Here is a 17424-nt window from a genome sequence, read left to right as displayed (position 1 = left end):
TCCTTAACTTTCCTGAGGTATGCGCGAAAAGTTCGGACGAATTTAACGTTGACGTTAACGTTATAAAGGAATATGATAATCGATGAGAAAGCATTATCCTTAATGAAGAGGAGCATAGAAAGATCATGCAACCTAACACACAGGTCAAATCCAGAGCAAATATGTTGAATCAACCGAAAGCTGTCTGGGCCGTCGCTTTCGCGAGCATTATCGCCTTCATGGGACTTGGGCTTGTCGATCCAATCCTGCCTGCCATCGCTCATAAACTGAATGCTTCACAGAGCGATGTAACACTGCTCTTCACCAGTTATAATTTGGTCATGGCTGTCGCCATGCTCATAACTGGGGTCATTTCATCCAGACTTGGTTTGAAGGGAACGCTGCTGTTAGGGATTGTTATTATTGCCGTATTTTCCGCGCTTGGCGGAGGCTCCAATGGCATCTGGCAGCTCGTTTGGCTGCGCGGCGGTTGGGGACTTGGCAACGCGCTGTTCGTGGCGACTGCATTATCCGCTATCGTATCTTTATCAAGAACAGGTGTTGCGCAGTCCATTATTTTATTCGAAACGGCCATCGGACTTGGCATTTCCGTCGGACCGCTGCTAGGCGGCGAATTGGGATCGATTTCTTGGCGGGGGCCATTCTTCGGCGTTGCCAGTTTGATGGTCATTGCCTTTCTGTTCATTGCCCTCGTCATGCCGAAGGCAACCCCATCTTCGGCTGCACCAGTTAAGAAAACGTCAATAATGGAGCCTTTCCGCGCTTTGAAGCACCGCCCGCTGCGCATTTTCGGCATTACCGCACTTCTGTATAATTTCGGTTTTTTTACCTTGCTGGCCTATTCGCCGTTTCATATGGGTTTGGAAGAACACGGTTTGGGGTATGTATTTTTAGGATGGGGCTTACTGCTGGCGATCACTTCCATCTTCATGGCACCGAAGCTGCAGAAGCGCTACGGAACGGTTAAATCCATGTGCGTGCAGCTGACGCTGTTCGCGGCCACTTTGATCGCCATGGGGATCTGGACATCGACGAATGAGGTTATTATCGTTGCAGTTATTGCAGCGGGTGCCTTCCTCGGCAACAACAATACGCTGATCACGACGGCGGTTATGAATGCCGCTCCTGTCGAGCGTTCCACGGCATCCGCGGCATACAGCTTCCTTCGCTTCCTTGGGGCTGCGGCAGCACCGTGGCTGGCAGGGAAATTGGCGGAATGGTACAATCCGCACGTTCCATTCATCGTAGGCGGTTGTTTCGTGCTTCTTTCCGTCATTTTCGTGGGCATGAATCATAAGCATGTGAAGCACGTCGATCACGCGGAAGGGCACTAACTCAAAGTTCCCCGTCAATTTGCACTTTATATATAACGTTAACGTGAATGTGAGAATCAAAGGAGGAATCGTGTATGTATACAAACATTCTTGTTCCTATCGACGGTTCACAGCAATCCGACCGGGCGCTTCATCACGCCATCGGGTTAATCAAACAGCTGTCACCGCAGGCCAAATTGACCGTGCTTCATGTGCACCCGCAGATCACATTGAATGATCCGCCGATCAGCGTACCGCTCGTTGATGCGCTTGAAGAAGAAGGCCGGAAAATTATTGGGCTGGCTTCGGCGGCGATAGCGGCCAACGGCTTGGAGTTCGAGTGCGTTACACTGACCGGCGACCCGGCTGCCGTGATCTGCCATAAGGCAGATGGGGATCTGCACGATTTGATCGTGATGGGCAGCCGCGGCGTCGGGCTCGTATCGGAGATTCTTCTCGGCAGCGTGAGCCACAGCGTCATCAAGCATGTGCATTGCCCGGTATTGATTATCAAATAACAAAGGGTGTCCCAAGCCATACATTGGCTGGGACACCCTTTGTTATTTGAAACGGCTGCGCCGCATTAGTCCGTGCGCGGAGCCTGGGAGGACTGGCGAACGACCAGTCGGGTGTCTACCCGGACCTTGGAGGTGGCCTCCACACCTTGTTCGATCGATTCGATGAGCAGATCGACCGCCAGCTGGGCCATCCTTTGCTTCTCGACATGAACGGTCGTCAGCTCCGGTGAAACGATGCGTGATTCCGAAATATTATCGAAGCCAACGACGGACACCTGCTCCGGAACGCGGATGCCGAGATCGTTCAACGTTTTCAATGCCGAGATGGCAATGTAGTCGCATTCGCAGAAAAAGGCCGTCGGAAGCGGGCGGTTCTCAGCCATGTAAGCTTGCAGCTGGCCTTTCAGATCCTCCTGAGAGGAGAGCATGGTTGGCGCCACGGCAAACGTATGCGCAGGGTTGATATCCAATCCGCGCTCCTGCAAGGCTTCAAGAAACCCCGTTTTACGCTCCTCGAAATTTTGGATGCGCACATTGGAGGCGATATAGCCGATCTCCCGATGTCCATTTTCCCACAAATGAGTCCCCGCTTGGTAAGCACCCATGAAATTGTTAATGGCCACGAAATGAACCGGCAGCTTGTCGAAGCAGTTATCGAGCACGACCAGATGGGGTCCCAAGCGATGCGACAAATCTCCGATTTCCTCCGGCGTTAAGTTATTGCCGAGCAAAATGATGCCGTCGGTTTGACGATCCTCCGCCAGCAAACGTACCTCCCGCTCGAGATGTTCCCGGTCGACAGAGGAGAACAGCAGCGAATAGCCTTTCGAACGGCAGCGGTCCTCAATGAAATGAATCAGCTCCCGGAAGAAGGGCTGCTGATAATAAGATTCAAGCACGATTCCCGAGTTGGTGAACACCAAAAAAGATAGGGATTTAAGAGCAGTATCCGCAGCGGCTGCCCGGGGTTTGGGGGAATATCCGCTTTCCCTGGCGATCTCAAGCACGCGCTCACGCGTCTCCGTGCTAATGCCCGATTTGCCGCTAAGCGCAAGCGACACGGCCGATTTGGATACGCCCGCCAGCCTCGCTATATCTTCCATCTTCAAATTGAACAATCCCCATTCACTAAATTAGTTGAGTGAGTTTAGTTTATCGTGAATACGCAGCTCATGCAATAGGTGAATTGTAATTCGACTAAATCGTTTATAAAAAAATAACTAAACTTAATTAAAAAACGGCGTTGACGTCCTATTATAGGCATGTTAGATTAGATTTATTCATAAAATAACTAAACAAGACAAAAAATTAAGTGAAAAGTTTAGTCCTAGTTTTCGTCAATTGGACTAAAAGTTTACCTAAACAAAACAGGAGGCTTCCTCATGAAAAAACTTAAGCTGGGCTACGCGCCTACCCGCAGGTTCGTTTTCAGTGCAGAAGACGCATTTAAGTACAAAGTGCTGATCCGCGAGAAAATTCAGAGTTTCGGACTCGACATCGATATCGTCGATCTCGAAGGGATCAACTCGGAAGGTTTGCTCTATGACGATAATATCAATGCCGATCTGATCATCGACCGGTTCAAGCAGGAAGGTGTCGATGCGGTATTTTTCCCGCACTGCAACTTCGGCACCGAGGATACGGTTGCCCGCGTCGGCAAGGCGCTCGGCAAGCCGGTTCTGCTCTGGGGGCCGCGCGACGAGGCTCCGCTGGAAGACGGCATGCGGCTGCGCGACACGCAGTGCGGACTGTTCGCGACGGGCAAGGTGCTGCGGCGCTTTAACGTGCCTTTCTCTTATGTTACGAATACCCGGGTGAACGATCCCGTTTTTGAGCGCGGCTTCTCAAATTTCATTTCGGCAGCCAATGTCGTTCGCCAGTTCCGTTCGCTGCGTATTTTGCAAATCGGCCCAAGACCCGCATCCTTCTGGACGATGATGTGCAACGAGGGAGAACTGCTGGAACGCTTCGGCATCGAGCTGCATCCGATCACACTCGTTGATATTCAACGCGCTACCAAGCGTATTGAGAACGGCCAATCCTCGGAATTGGCGGAAGCGATCGACTACATCAAGGAGAAGCTGGACTGGTCCGAAGTGACGGAAGCCGATGTAAGGCGGATCGCTGCTTTGAAAGTGGCGATGAGGCAGTATGCGCAGCAGACAGGAAGCACGGCGATTGCGATTCAATGCTGGTCCTCGCTGCAGGATGCGATGGGCATCATGCCATGCTTGGCGAACGCGATCTTGACCGACGAGCAAATTCCGGTGACGTGCGAAACCGATATCCATGGCGCAATCACTTCGGTCATGGTGCAGGCCGCTGCGATGAACGAGGCGCCGACCTTCTTCGCCGATCTGACGGTGCGCCATCCTGACAATGCCAACGGCGAATTGCTGTTTCACTGCGGGAATTTCCCGGTATCTCTTTCCGTCGAGAATAAGCCGAAGCTGCGCAAGCATTTCTTGTTCGACGATCACTCCCCAGGCACGCATGAAGGGGAAATTCGCGGCGGCGGCATGACGCTGGCCCGGTTCGACGGCGATCATGGCGATTATCAGCTGTTTCTGGGGAAAGCCCAGGGCATTCAAGGGCCTTACACCCGCGGTTCGTACGTGTGGGTGGAAGTGAATGATTGGCCGCTATGGGAGGAGAAGCTGGTCAAAGGGCCTTATGTGCACCATTCGGTAGGCATTCATGCTAACGTTATTCCCGCTCTTTATGAGGCTTGTTCGTATATTCCGGGCTTGACCCCCGATCCCGTCGATCCGACAGAAAGCGAAATTCAGGCATGGCTGCGCGGCAAAGGCCTGTAAATAAGGAGGAGCTATGGAGATAAGAGCGCTGCAAGCGAAAGCGACGCAAATCAGGATGGATTTATTGCGAATGATTGCCGGGGCCAAGACCGGACACACGGGCGGCTCGCTCAGCAATACCGATATTTTAACGGCGCTGTACTACCGCGTGATGAACATCGATCCGGCCAACCCTAAAGCGGCGGACAGAGACCGGTTCATTCTAAGCAAGGGACATTCGGTCGAATCGCTCTGGTCGATTCTTGCGGACCGCGGTTTTTTCCCAAGAGAGGAGTTGGCATCGTTCAGCCAATTCGGTACGAAGCTGATCGGACACCCGAACAACAAGGTGCCGGGCATAGAAATGAACACAGGCGCGCTGGGGCATGGCTTGGCGGTGGCCGTGGGCATGGCCCTTGCCGCCAAGAAAGACGGCGCTTCCTACCGCACTTACTGCCTTATGGGTGACGGGGAGCAGGCCGAAGGCTCCGTATGGGAGGCCGCTATGGCGGGAGCTCACTACAAGCTGGATAATCTGATCGGGATTATCGATCGCAACCGCTTGCAGATCAGCGGTTCGACCGAAGAGGTGATGGGACTTGATCCGCTGGAGGACAAGTGGGCCGCATTCGGCTGGCACGTCGTTTCGATAGACGGCAACGACATGCAGGCGCTGGTCAAGACGTTCGAAGCGATTCCGGCCCATAGGGGCAAGCCGACGCTCGTGATGGCGAACACCGTCAAAGGCAAGGGCGTATCCTTTGCCGAGAACGTCCCGCATTGGCACCATCATGTGCCGAACCAAGCCGAGCTGGAGCAAGCGCTGGCCGAGCTCACCGCGCTGCAAAGCAGCTACGATCAGAAAGGACAGGTGAGCTGATATGAACACGATTCCGAATCGGCAGGTCATTTGTGAGACACTGCTGGAGCAAGCGCAGCATGACCGCTCGATTATGGTGCTTGCGAGCGATTCCAGAGGCTCTGCCGCCATGGCTCCATTCGCCAAGGCGTACCCTGAACAGTTCGTCGAGGTGGGCATCGCCGAGCAAAATATCGTCGGCATCTCCGCGGGGCTTGCCCACAGCGGCAAGAAGCCGTTCGTCACTTCGCCGGCGTGCTTTCTCAGCATGCGGAGCATCGAACAGATCAAAGTGGACGTCGCCTACTCGGCAACGAATGTGAAGCTTGTAGGCATTAGCGGGGGAGTCAGCTACGGCGCGCTCGGCATGTCCCATCATTCGGTACAGGATCTGGCCGTTATGCGGGCCATTCCGGGAATCGCCGTGCTGCTCCCGGCGGACCGGCACGAAACGAAGCGGATGACGGAGGCGCTGGTGAACTACGAAGGCGGCGCCTACGTTAGAATCGGCCGCAATGCGGTCGAAGATGTGTATGACTCGGACGATTATGAGTTCGTCATCGGCCAAGCGGTGCGCCTGCGCGAAGGCAGCGAGGTCACGATCATCGCCACAGGCGAGACGGTTCGCGTGGCGTTGGATGCGCATGAAGCCTTGAAGGAGGCGGGGGTGTCCTGCCGTGTGCTCAATATGCATACGATCAAACCGCTCGACGAGGCGGCCATTCTAAGCGCTGCCCGGGAAACCGGCCATCTGATTACCGTCGAAGAACATAGCATTCATGGGGGACTTGGCGCAGCCGTATCGGAAGTCGTCGTACAGCATTGCCCCGTTCCGATGCGGATCATCGGGATTCCGGATGAGCCGGCGATCGCCGGGAAGACGGCCGAAGTGTTCAACCATTACGGCATATCTGCCGGCAATTTGAAGCGCGTTGCGCTTGAGCTGCTGGGCAGGCGGGAGTCATGACGATGGAGAAAGGGTATCTGCTTGCCATCGATCAAAGTACGTCGGGCACGAAAGCGCTCGTGATCGATCGTACCGGGCAGATCGTTGCCCGAAGCTCCGCCGCGCACAGGCAAATATATCCGCGTCCCGGTTGGGTCGAGCATGATCCGGCAGAGATCTATGCCAATGTCAAACGCACTGCGCTTGAGGCGATCGCTTCGGCCGGGATTGTTCCGGCCTCGGTTGCCGCGTTAACACTCACGAATCAGCGGGAAACGGCTGTCCTGTGGGACCGCACGACAGGCGATCCCGTGTATAACGCCATCGTGTGGCAGTGCCAGCGCACCGCCGACCTGTGTGCCGGCTACAAGCAGGCCGGCCACGAGGATTCCGTGCGCGCCGCAACGGGGCTGCTGCTGGATCCCTACTTCTCCGCGGCCAAGTGGGGGTGGATGCTGCAGCATGCGGAGGGAGCCGGCGAGAAGCTGGCGGCAGGGGAACTGCTCGCGGGAACGATCGACGCGTGGCTGCTCTGGAAGCTGACCGGCGGCAAAGTACACGCGACCGATTACACCAACGCCAGCCGTACATCGCTCTATAATATTCACACGTTGGAGTGGGATGGCGGGCTGTGCGATCTATTCGGCGTGCCTGCGGAGCTGCTGCCCGAAGTCAAAGCTTCCGATGAAATTTTCGGGTATACGGAAGATCCGGCGCTCTTCGGCGATTGCCGCGTACCGATCACAGGGGTGATCGGCGACTCGCAGGCGGCCTTGTTCGGCAATCAGTGCTATGAGACCGGCATGGCCAAAGCGACTTACGGCACTGGAACATCCGTGCTGATGAATGTAGGGGAGAAGCCGGTGGATTCCGCGAACGGGCTGGTAAGCGCGATCGCTTGGGGCATGGGAGGCAAAGTCACTTACGCGGTGGAAGCCGTTATCCGTACGTCCGGCGACAGCTTGAACTGGGTGCGGGACAATCTGGGCTTGTTCAGCTCGTTCGAGGAGATGGAGCAGCTGCTTGCGGGTATACCGGATAGCGAAGGCGTCTACTTGGTCCCGGCTTTCGTCGGGCTCGGCGCGCCGTATTGGGATTCGTACGCCAGAGCGTCCATCACCGGGATGAACCGGGGAACGACCAAAGCCCATATCATTCGGGCTGCTCTCGAGAGCATCGCTTATCAGGTATATGATGCGGTGAAGCTGATGGAGCGAGAAACCGGTGTCGAGCTCATGGAGCTGCGGGCAGACGGCGGTGCCTCCGGCAATGCGAGCCTGATGCAGTTCCAATCCGACCTGCTCGGCAGGGCGGTCGTGAAGTCCGAGGTGGCGGAGCTGTCCGCCATGGGCTCGGCTTATTTGGGCGGCGTCGGGATCGGCTTCTGGCCGTCACTTGGAAGCATCGGCGCCTCGGGCGGCCGCAGCTACCGGCATTACGTGCCGGCGATGAAAGAAGAAGCGCGGGCTGCTTATTGTGCAGGCTGGCATAAGGCAGTGGCATCTGTATTAGCTGACCCAGCGGAACGGCGTTAAACGGTATTTATTTGGAAATAAGTTCATTAGACACACAGACGACATGAGAATGCCTGCGAGATAAGGAAGCAAATCTTGATAAATCAAGTTTTGTTTCCTTATCTCGCAGGTTTTTTTGTCTTTTTTTTTATGTTCTTCTGCACCTGCTTTACCGGCTGCTCCAGCACGCTTCCGGCGAATGATGAATACGTCGAATATCAATCTCAGACACAATATAACGGCTGTTCGTGCATTCCCAACTGTAAACGCATACATTATGATTTGAATGATAGATCATCTCTCTGATAATAAAAAAATGGAAAGGGTGTATCCATGGTGAGAACAATGTGGCCATCGATTTCTGCAGCAATTGCGTTAACGTTAGCCTTAACCGCTTGTACGCCGAATGTCGGAGAGCCTGCTTCTACAGCTGAGCAAACCGCTGCAGCCGGGAAAAAGTTAACCTTATGGGTGTTTGCAGAGCCTCATAAGCGTTTTTTTGAGGCCATCAAGGAAGAATTCAAGAAACGGCAGCCCGAAGTGACCGTGGATATTAATTTGATGGAAGGCACAGCGCTTGTCGATAAATACTTGGTTATTGCCAAGTCGGGCGGGGATGGCGCACCGGATCTTATCGATATCGAACAATCGCAGTTCCCTAAATTTATTCGCGGTGACATCCCCTTCGTGCCTTTGGACGATTATTTGAAAAGCAGCAACCTGACTGATGTGATGTCCAAAGGACGGCAAGCGTTATACACCATTAACGGCCAGCAGTACGGAATCGAGCATGCTGCAACCGCTTCTGCCCTTTATTATCGGAAAGATTTATTCGATAAAGCCGGAATTAACGTAGCGGAGCTAAAGACATGGGATCAATTTACGGAGCAAGCGAAGAAATTGATCGGCGATAAAAAATATATTTTCCCGGGAAACTCAACAACGAAAACCGGAGGGGACCAAACGTATTTCGAGTTGTTCATCAAGCAGGAGGGCGGAGACATCGTTACCAAAGACGGGCAGCCCGGATTTAATACGCCCGAAGGCCAGACCGCTTTGAAACGGATGTATGCATGGAAGAAGGACGGCATTATGGATAAAAATTATTACGACGGTCCGGCTTACTGGGATCAGTTCAAGAAAGGGAATTACATCGCTGCTTTCGGTCCGGATTGGTGGGTCAATCTGCTGGCGGATAACGCACCGGAGCTGGAAGGAAAGTGGGCGGCTGCGCCTATGCCTCTGGGCGGACCCAAGTCGGTTCCGACCACCGTATGGGGCGGAACCGGGTTGATGATTTCCAAGTATTCCCGAAATAAAGAATTGGCCTGGGAGTTTCTGAAGCTCGCCCAACTAACCCCGGAAAACTCGGTCAAACGATTCCAAATCGTTAACTTGTTCCCTGCGCTTCTAACTTCGGTTAACGAGAAGGGACTGCATGAGCAGAGTAAGTATACGAAGTACTTCAACGGTCAGGATCTGGGAGAGCTGTACGGGAAGCTGGTCGCTGTAGCTCCGAACCAGAACCAGGCGTGGTGGCGGACTTTGTTCGCGGATGCGTGGAATAAGTACCGGTTTGAACTGGAAGAAGGCAAGCTGACGCCCGAACAGTTTCTGCAGAAGGTTGATGACGAGCTGAAGCAGCTTATCAAGAAAAATGAGACTGCCGGTTAAACGGCCAAGGATTCAGGAGGGCTGAACATTGCCAATCAAACAGTCAAAGTGGTTGAAGTTTGCACCGTATCTGTTCATTAGTCCTTTTTTCATTTACTTCTTCGTGTTTAGCTTGTATCCCACGCTGTATGGCTTCTGGCTCAGCCTATAACAGGGTGTCAGCAAGTTGACCTATGCAGGCTTCAAAAATTATACGCTCGTAATGAATGATGATGTTTTCTGGAAATCGATGTGGAACGGACTGAAGGCGACGGGGGGCAGCGTCTTTATCATTCTGCCGATTGCGCTGCTGGTTGCGCTGTTAATCAACCAGCCTTTCGTAGAACGGAAGAAGGGATGGTTTGCAACCTTCTTTTTTACGCCCAACATTACATCGGCTGTTGCGGTGGCGATCATTTTCGGATTTATTTTCAACAAATCCTTCGGCTTCCTGAATACACTGCTTGCTTTTGTCGGCATCAACCCGATCGGTTGGCTGGAAAACCCGAAGTGGACGCTGCCCGCTTTGATCATTTTGTTGACATGGCGGTATTTGGGCATTAACATCCTCTACTTTCTGGCCGGCCTTCAAAACATTCCCAGGGAACTTATCGAGGCAGCCAAAATTGACGGAGCCAATGCTTGCCAAAGAGTGTGTTATGTGACATTGCCGCTATTGCGACCTATCCTGACTTTTATCGTCTTTCAGGCAATTATCGGTTCGTTCACGATGTTCGCCGAGCCGTTCGTGCTGGCCGGACCCGGCCAGTCCGGGCCGGAGCAATCGCTGCTATTTCCGACCATGTACATATATCAGCAAGCCTTCCGGCTGCAAAGCTTCGGCTATTCGTCTGCCGTTGGGTATGTATTTACCGTTGTATTACTCGTTGTTGGGCTTATTCAAATCAAGTTGTTTCAAGAAAAAAAGTAAAGGGGAGACCGCATTGACAGCAAACCGCATTCACCGCATCGTTGTGTACACTGCTTTGACTGCATTGAGCTTATTATTCAGTCTCCCTTTTCTCTATATGATCGGAATGTCGTTCAAAACCTATGATGATATCGTTGCTTCCCCGTTGAATCCGATTCCGTTCCATCCGACGCTAGACAACTTTATACTGCTGTTTGATAAAATCCCGTTCTGGACGCAATTTTTCAACGGCGTTTTTATTGCTGCAGCGGTTTCTGTTCTCTCTATGATAGGTAATGCATTGGTTGCATATGGCTTTTCCAGGTATGAGTTTAAAGGGAAACATATACTGTTTACGATCGTGATAGCAACAATTCTGATTCCGTCGCAGATGACACTGGTTCCGAGCTTCATTATGTTCAGACAGTGGGGCTGGTTGGATACGTTCTTTCCTCTCATTTTACCGGGGGCCATATCGGCGATTCATATTTTTCTCATCCGCCAAGTGATGACGGCAATCCCCTCCGAGCTGTATGAGAGCGCACGGGTGGACGGTTCTACGGAATGGCGGACGTTCCTGAGCATTGCAATTCCTTTGTCCATGAGCGGTATCGGCATTGTAGGGCTTCTCAACTTCATGAACTCGTGGAACGATTATTTGAGCCCGCTGATCTTTCTAACTTCCGAGCACAAAATGACCCTTTCAGTCGGCATCTCGACGATGAACAATCCTTATAAAGAGGATTATGCTACGCCGATTACGGGAGCATTTCTAATGGCGGTTCCCGTATTGGTTCTTCTGAGTATCGTCGGCAGGAAATATTTCATCAGCGGCGTGGCCGCAGGTGCGGTGAAAGGTTAACGATGAAAGCCCGGCAGTGCGCTGTATAAGCGCCGGCCGGGCTTTATCTGTCTGGCGGCAAGCCTATAGTTTCGGTTCTCCGGAGCGAAAGGGCTTGTTGTAGTGTTCCTTACGAATTTCACTAGGCGTCAGACCGGTATGGCGCTTGATGGTGCGGGCGAAATGGTAAGAGGTTTTGAAGCCGGACTGTTCGGCGATTTCACCGATGTTCAGGCCTGTACTGCGCAGCAATTCCAAGCCTTTTTTGACCCGGTACTGCCATAAATATTGGATTGGCGTGACCCCTTCATCGCGCTGGAACAGGCGGATGATATGCTCGGGCGTTTTGCCGGTAATCTTGGATAGATCGCTCAGGCTGAGCTCTTCGCCGAATCTTTCGTGAATCGCTTCCACAGCAAGAAGAACAGCCGGATGCTTCAGGTGATTCCGTCCCAAATGCTTGTGCTCTGTCGCATACAACCACACGGCGGAACGGCCGAGGGATTTCACGACTTCATCCGCCGGCGTGCATCCGTCGTTTTGCAGAGACATCATCATATTCGTCAACTGATTGAGCCGAGCCGTCAAGGGGATGTACAGGGGCAGCGACTCGAAGTAAGTCTCTGCATGCGCGGAAAGCGGCTCGGTCGTTACCGCGATCCATCGATGCCACGTGTCCCGTTTCTCATTGAAATGAAACAGCTCCTCGTGTCCCGGTTTGAGCAGAACAACGCTCTCGGTCGGAACCGAGTGGGGAACGCCGTCAATTTCTACCGTCATGGAGCCGCTATGCAGCAGGACAAGCTGCAAATCCATTTGGATGCGCGGTCCGTATTTCCCTCCGGGGCCATAAACCACACTGCCTGCGTAGGCGCTGGTTACAAACAAAAAAGGTGGAAGGACTTCCACCCTGGCATCTGTTCCCATACGTTCATTCCATCCCTCTCGGACAGCCTTTTCCTTCATTATACAAGGGGGATTTTCTTTTTCAAATCTTCTCTTTCGATTGTGGAGTCGTGACGAATATAATGGCATACGTAGGAACGTCTCCAACGTTCGGATCGGTTTCGCGTAGAGGAGTGAATCAGGTTGCTGTCAAATATCAAGACGTCCCCCTTATCCAAAATAACCGGAATTTCCTTCGTCAAATCGATGCCTTCCACCTCGTGGGTCCAAGCTTCGTGCTCTTGTAAATTTTTCACATCTCCATGCGGCAGAATGCCGAGCTTCTGAGAACCGGGAATGACATACAAGCAGCCATTCTCTTCATTCGTATATTCCATGGCGACCCAGGCGGCGGTCAGCGTATTCGGGTCATTCTTGATATAATAATAATCTTGATGCGCCGCTTGTCCGGGGGATCCGGGTTCTTTGTAAAAGTACATGCTTTGCACGCCGGACGCTTCATCGCCGAGAACTTGGGCCAACGCACCGCGCACAATCGGCAGCTTCATCATCTGCAGTGCGAAACCGTCATGCAGGTGAGGATTGAACAGCCGGACGGAGAAGCGGTCCTTGTCATCCACTGCGGCTCCGCCTTTTCTTGGCTTCGCCCACTCGGGCATCGCATCGGAGGAACGAATCGAATGAATGTGCGAATTAAAAGCATCGATCAGATCATCGCTGCACCCTTTGCTGATGATGAGATACCCGTCCTCGTGGTACTGTTTGATTTGTTCCGGCGTTAGCGGATTTAACCTTGCTGACTGCGCTTGAATATCCATACAAGAAGCCTCCTAGATTGAGTATTAAACTGATGTGAAGAGCTGTTTATTAACTTAATCGTAGTTGATTCAGAAGGGGATTGAAATGCACGGGCAATCAAAAGTTTGTGTCTGCAATTGATAAATAAAATTCGGTTGGAAAACCTTCCGTATGAATGATACGCTAGTAGAACACGGTTGAAGGTATGAGAATGGACAAGTATGGAGATGGCACTAGTAACAGATATCAAGGAGGCAATCAGGTTGAAGCATTCACGTATAGCGGTTGTAGGCAGCTTGAATATGGATTTGGTCGTATCGATGAGGAAAATGCCGCGAATCGGAGAGACGGTCCACGGCGATGCGTTACATACGATTCCCGGCGGCAAAGGAGCCAATCAAGCCGTTGGCTGTGCGAAGCTGGGGGCACACGTATCTATGATCGGCGCTGTCGGTCAGGACGCCTTCGGCGACGTGCTGCTAGCACAGCTGGAGCAGCATGGTATCCATACGGAAGCCGTCGTGCGCATGGAAGGGACAACCGGGACGGCGACGATTATGCATACGCCGGAAGATAATTGCATCGTCGTCGTTCCGGGCGCGAACGGGCGCGTAACGCCGGAGCTCGTGACCCGGCACGCGGCTCTCATCCAAGAAGCCGATGTGCTTCTCGTGCAGCTGGAGATTCCGCTCGAAGCCGTGCAAGCGGCGCTGCAGATCGCACGTTCGGCCGGCGTCCCCGCGGTGCTTAACCCGGCTCCGGCGGTGAAGCTGCCCCAAGCGCTGCTGCAGCTCGCCGATTTCATCACGCCGAACGAGACGGAGTTCGAGCTGCTCAGCGGGGCTGCTTACGCAAGCGAGGACGAGCTGCAAGCGGGCATGCAGCGGTGGGAGGAAGCAGGGCCTAAGCTGCTCGTAACCCGCGGAGGCAAAGGGATCTCGCTGCTGCAAGACGGCAGGCTGCATACCGTAGCGGCGCCCAGCGTGCAGGTCGTGGATACGACCGGAGCGGGCGACGCCTTCAATGCCGCTTTCTGCGTCGCTTGGGCCGGCGGCCTCGCCGTATCGGATGCCGCACAGTTCGCGGTGAGGGCGGCTTCGCTGTCCGTTACTCGCTTCGGCGCTCAAGCGGGCATGCCCACTTTAGAAGAACTGAACGACTTGTAGCATGCCGGAAAGCTGCCGAGGATATCCTCGGCAGCTTTTTTTTGAACTGCGGCAGGGCGGGGCTCTCTCGTTGAGGGAGCCGAGCTTTTCTTGGTCAGCCGCAGGTCGTAACTGGAATTTCTCCCGTTATTCGCGAGAAAATTAGCCCAGTTGTACGAATAAAGGGAATTCCTCCTGTTAATTTATCCCCATTTCGCGTAAAGGCTGCGAGTATGGGCTGAATAACGGGAGGAATTCCTGTTATTCAGCCTTCGAGGATCCGCCAGGCTGTATTTAACAGGAGAAATTCCCGCTATGGGCGGGACTCTCGGTAGAGGCTTGGCTCTCTAGGAGGAGCCGAGCTTTCTTGCGGGCATTAAGCGTGATGGATTGGACGACTGACCGCTTTCTTCCGCCTCATTTTGCGAAATTGGCGATGCTTTTTGTGAAATCGTCAATGGCGGAGTCCGAAATTAACCATTCGTTTCTGCAATTTACGCATAGGTTTAGCGGCCGCCTTCCAGTAGGCTTAAGGAAGAGATGCATCTCACCCATAAACTTAATGGAGGGTCCATGAATGAAGAAAATGTTAGCTTCATCGATGACCGTCATCATGATGAGCTCGGTAATGATCGCCTGCTCCTCTCAGACGGCATCCACACCTGCGACGAAAGAAACGGGAGCGCCTGCGGCAGCAAGCGCGACGACGTACCCGATTAAAACGGATAAAACGCTGACCTATTGGGGCGAGCTGACGGGGAACTTGACGGGTGTAAAAACAGCGCATTCCGATGTGCCTTTCTTCCAGGAATGGCAGAAGAAAACAGGCGTGCCGCTGAAGTTTACGGCACCGGCGACGGGGCAGACGAAAGAGGCGCTTAACGTGATGCTGGCATCCGGCGATCTGCCGGATATGATCGAATACAACTTCCTGAGCGACTTCCCTGGAGGACCTGAGAAAGCGATCAAGGACGGTTACATTCTGAAATTGAATGATCTGATCGATAAGTACGCGCCGAACTTGAAGAAATATTTGAAGGAACATCCGGAAATCGACAAAATGGTCAAAACGGACAGCGGCAGCTATTACGCGTTCCCGTTCATCCGCGGCGATGAGTATCTCCAGGTTTTCCAAGGCCCGATTATTCGGAAGGATTGGCTGGACGAGCTGGGATTGCCGGTACCGGAAACGATCGATGAGTGGACGGCTACGCTCAAAGCGTTCAAAGAGAAGAAAGGCGCTGCCGCACCGCTTTCCTTCATCTCCAAGCCGCGCTTCTTCAATGAATCGTATAACGGCGCCTTCCTCGGAGCTTTTGGCGTGAACCGCGGATTTTATTTGGAAAACGGGGAGATTAAGTTCGGCCCTGCGGAGAAAGGCTTCAAGGAGTATCTAAGCTTGTTCAACTCCTGGTATAAAGAGGGCTTGCTGGACAAAAATATCGCGACGGTCGATACGAAAGCGCTGGACGGCTCCTTCGCATCCGGCGGCACAGGAGCCAGCATCGGCAATGCGGGCGGCGGAATCGGCAAATGGCAGCCGCTCATCCAAGCCAAAGATCCGAAAGTGCAGCTGGTGGCAGCGCCGTATCCGGTGCTCAAGAAAGGCGACACCCCGAAATTCGGCCAGAAGGATAAGCCTTACTCCTCCGGCGGTATCGTGGCGATTACGTCCAAGGCCAAGGATCCGGAACTGGCAGCCCGTTTGCTCGATTACGGCTACAGCGACGAAGGCCGCATGTTCTTCAACTTCGGTACGGAAGGCGTCTCCTACAACATGGAGAACGACTATCCGAAGTATACCGATCTGCTGATGAAGAATCCGGACAAATTGGCGCCGGCACAAGCGATGTCGATGTATGTGCGGGGCAGCTACAACGGGCCGTTCATCCAGGATAAACGCTATGCGGAGCAGTTCTTCACCCTGCCGACGCAGCGAGAGGCCGTTAACATCTGGAAGAAGACGGATGTGGACAAATACAGTCTGCCGCCGCTCACGCCAACCCCTGAGGAAAGCTCCGAATACGCGAAAATTATGAATGACATCAACACACTGGTTGACGAAATGACGCTCAAAATCATTCTGGGCAATGAGCCTGTGAGCCAATACGAGAGTTACATTGCGAAAATGAAGTCGCTGAACCTCGATCGCGCCATCGCGATCCAGAAGGCGGCGCTTGACCGTTACAACAAGCGTTAAAGACAGACGGAGAGGGCTTGTATAAGCCCTCTCTCCTGATTATGAATTGGGGTGAGGATGAAGATGGAGAACACCAGAGGACTGGAAAGAGCCCAGCTTGCCGGTAAAAAAGTGACGGTTAACCGCTATGTTCGCGATTTCATGCTGAATAAATATTTGTATATCATGATGATACCCGTGCTGGCGTATTATTTCATTTTCCACTACGCACCGATGTACGGGGCTTTAATTGCCTTCAAAGAATATTCGCCAATGAAGGGGATACTCGGTAGTCCCTGGATCGGCTTTAAACATTTTCAGGACTTTTTCAGCTCCTATTATTTCTGGCGCATCCTGAAAAATACGGTCGTCATTTCGCTCTATTCCTTATTATTCGAGTTCCCGGCGCCGATCATCTTGGCACTCCTCATTAACGAGGTGCGGAGCAAAATGTTCAAGCGCGTTGCGCAAACGATCACGTACATGCCTTATTTTATTTCGATGGTCGTCATTTGCGGCATCATCACCGATTTCACGAATGCGGACGGCGTGATTAACAAAATTGCCATGCTGTTCGGCTATGACGGCCAAGCGATGCTGCAGAAGCCGGAGCTGTTCAGACCGATTTATATCCTCTCCGAAATATGGCAGCGCGTCGGCTGGGAGTCGATCATTTACATCGCTGCGCTGATGGGGATCGACCAGGAGCAGTACGAAGCGGCCCGAATGGACGGCGCCAGCCGTTGGAAGCAGATCGTTTACATTACACTGCCGGGCATTATGCCGACGATCGCGATCATGTTTATTTTGCGGATGGGGAATTTGCTGAACGTCGGATTCGAGAAAATTATATTGTTGTACAACCCCGTTACGTATGAAACGGCTGACGTGATCTCCTCTTTCGTTTACCGGAAAGGGCTTTTGGAGTTCGGATGGAGCTACAGCTCGGCCGTAGGCTTGTTTAATTCGGTCATCAACCTGATTCTTCTAGTTTCCGCGAACTACATCAGCCGCAAAGTTAACGAAAGCAGCTTATGGTGAGGTGAA

The 17424-nt window shown here is 53.0% G+C and carries 15 protein-coding genes; 12 read left to right on the top strand and 3 right to left on the bottom strand.

The annotated features are described in order from the left end of the window. Positions 1 to 125: 125 nt before the first annotated feature. Positions 126 to 1334 carry an MFS transporter gene (locus PUT07_RS17935; protein ID WP_274469701.1) on the top strand — a complete coding sequence of 403 codons (1209 nt, stop codon included), beginning with the start codon at positions 126 to 128 and terminating at the stop codon, positions 1332 to 1334. Between the two features lie 74 nt (positions 1335 to 1408). Continuing rightward, entirely contained in the window at positions 1409 to 1831 is a 423-nt protein-coding gene (locus tag PUT07_RS17930; protein WP_274469700.1) for a universal stress protein, read from the top strand. Positions 1832 to 1896: 65 nt separating this feature from the next. Here the strand turns inward: PUT07_RS17930 and PUT07_RS17925 are convergent, their stop codons facing one another. Continuing rightward, a complete protein-coding gene (locus tag PUT07_RS17925; protein WP_274469698.1) occupies positions 1897 to 2940 on the bottom strand; it encodes a LacI family DNA-binding transcriptional regulator in 1044 nt (347 codons plus the stop codon). A gap of 273 nt (positions 2941 to 3213) precedes the next feature. Here PUT07_RS17925 and PUT07_RS17920 point away from each other — a divergent pair, with 273 nt between their 5' ends. The 7 genes from PUT07_RS17920 to PUT07_RS17890 all read left to right on the top strand — a co-directional run bounded on the left by PUT07_RS17920 (position 3214) and on the right by PUT07_RS17890 (position 11370). Further along, positions 3214 to 4647: an L-fucose/L-arabinose isomerase family protein gene (locus tag PUT07_RS17920; protein WP_274469697.1), complete on the top strand. Its 1434-nt coding sequence runs from the start codon at positions 3214 to 3216 to the stop codon at positions 4645 to 4647. Between the two features lie 13 nt (positions 4648 to 4660). Beyond that, positions 4661 to 5506, top strand: coding sequence for a transketolase (locus PUT07_RS17915; RefSeq protein WP_274469696.1), 846 nt, complete (start codon positions 4661 to 4663; stop codon positions 5504 to 5506). A 1-nt stretch (position 5507) separates the two neighbouring features. Then, on the top strand, positions 5508 to 6452 hold the full coding sequence (locus tag PUT07_RS17910) for a transketolase family protein (protein ID WP_274469695.1): 945 nt from the start codon (positions 5508 to 5510) through the stop codon (positions 6450 to 6452). A 2-nt stretch (positions 6453 to 6454) separates the two neighbouring features. Further along, entirely contained in the window at positions 6455 to 7966 is a 1512-nt protein-coding gene (gene glpK, locus PUT07_RS17905) for a glycerol kinase GlpK (protein ID WP_274469694.1), read from the top strand. Positions 7967 to 8278: 312 nt separating this feature from the next. Beyond that, entirely contained in the window at positions 8279 to 9619 is a 1341-nt protein-coding gene (locus PUT07_RS17900) for an ABC transporter substrate-binding protein (RefSeq protein ID WP_274469693.1), read from the top strand. Between the two features lie 166 nt (positions 9620 to 9785). Further along, a complete protein-coding gene (locus PUT07_RS17895; RefSeq protein ID WP_274469692.1) occupies positions 9786 to 10529 on the top strand; it encodes a carbohydrate ABC transporter permease in 744 nt (247 codons plus the stop codon). A gap of 13 nt (positions 10530 to 10542) precedes the next feature. After that, positions 10543 to 11370, top strand: a complete 828-nt coding sequence (locus PUT07_RS17890) for a carbohydrate ABC transporter permease (RefSeq protein ID WP_274469691.1) — start codon at positions 10543 to 10545, stop codon at positions 11368 to 11370. Between the two features lie 63 nt (positions 11371 to 11433). On the opposite strand, the gene PUT07_RS17885 is transcribed toward PUT07_RS17890, so the two are convergent. After that, a complete protein-coding gene (locus tag PUT07_RS17885; protein ID WP_274469690.1) occupies positions 11434 to 12276 on the bottom strand; it encodes a helix-turn-helix domain-containing protein in 843 nt (280 codons plus the stop codon). 38 nt (positions 12277 to 12314) lie between these two features. After that, the gene (locus PUT07_RS17880) at positions 12315 to 13073 is read right to left on the bottom strand and encodes a phytanoyl-CoA dioxygenase family protein (RefSeq protein ID WP_274469689.1); all 759 of its coding nucleotides are present in this window, start codon (positions 13071 to 13073) and stop codon (positions 12315 to 12317) included. A 243-nt stretch (positions 13074 to 13316) separates the two neighbouring features. Here PUT07_RS17880 and rbsK point away from each other — a divergent pair, with 243 nt between their 5' ends. From rbsK to PUT07_RS17865, 3 genes are all read left to right on the top strand, one after another. Further along, positions 13317 to 14219 (top strand): ribokinase, encoded by a 903-nt coding sequence (gene rbsK, locus PUT07_RS17875; protein ID WP_274469688.1) that lies wholly within the window; start codon positions 13317 to 13319, stop codon positions 14217 to 14219. 556 nt (positions 14220 to 14775) lie between these two features. Continuing rightward, the gene (locus PUT07_RS17870) at positions 14776 to 16398 is read left to right on the top strand and encodes an extracellular solute-binding protein (protein ID WP_274469687.1); all 1623 of its coding nucleotides are present in this window, start codon (positions 14776 to 14778) and stop codon (positions 16396 to 16398) included. Positions 16399 to 16461: 63 nt separating this feature from the next. After that, positions 16462 to 17418 carry an ABC transporter permease gene (locus PUT07_RS17865; protein WP_379239942.1) on the top strand — a complete coding sequence of 319 codons (957 nt, stop codon included), beginning with the start codon at positions 16462 to 16464 and terminating at the stop codon, positions 17416 to 17418. The last annotated feature ends 6 nt before the right edge of the window (positions 17419 to 17424 follow it).

The sequence above is a fragment of the Paenibacillus sp. MAHUQ-63 genome (assembly GCF_028765165.1).
GTDB lineage: Bacteria > Bacillota > Bacilli > Paenibacillales > NBRC-103111 > Paenibacillus_E.
This window is presented reverse-complemented; position numbering and strand designations above follow the sequence as displayed.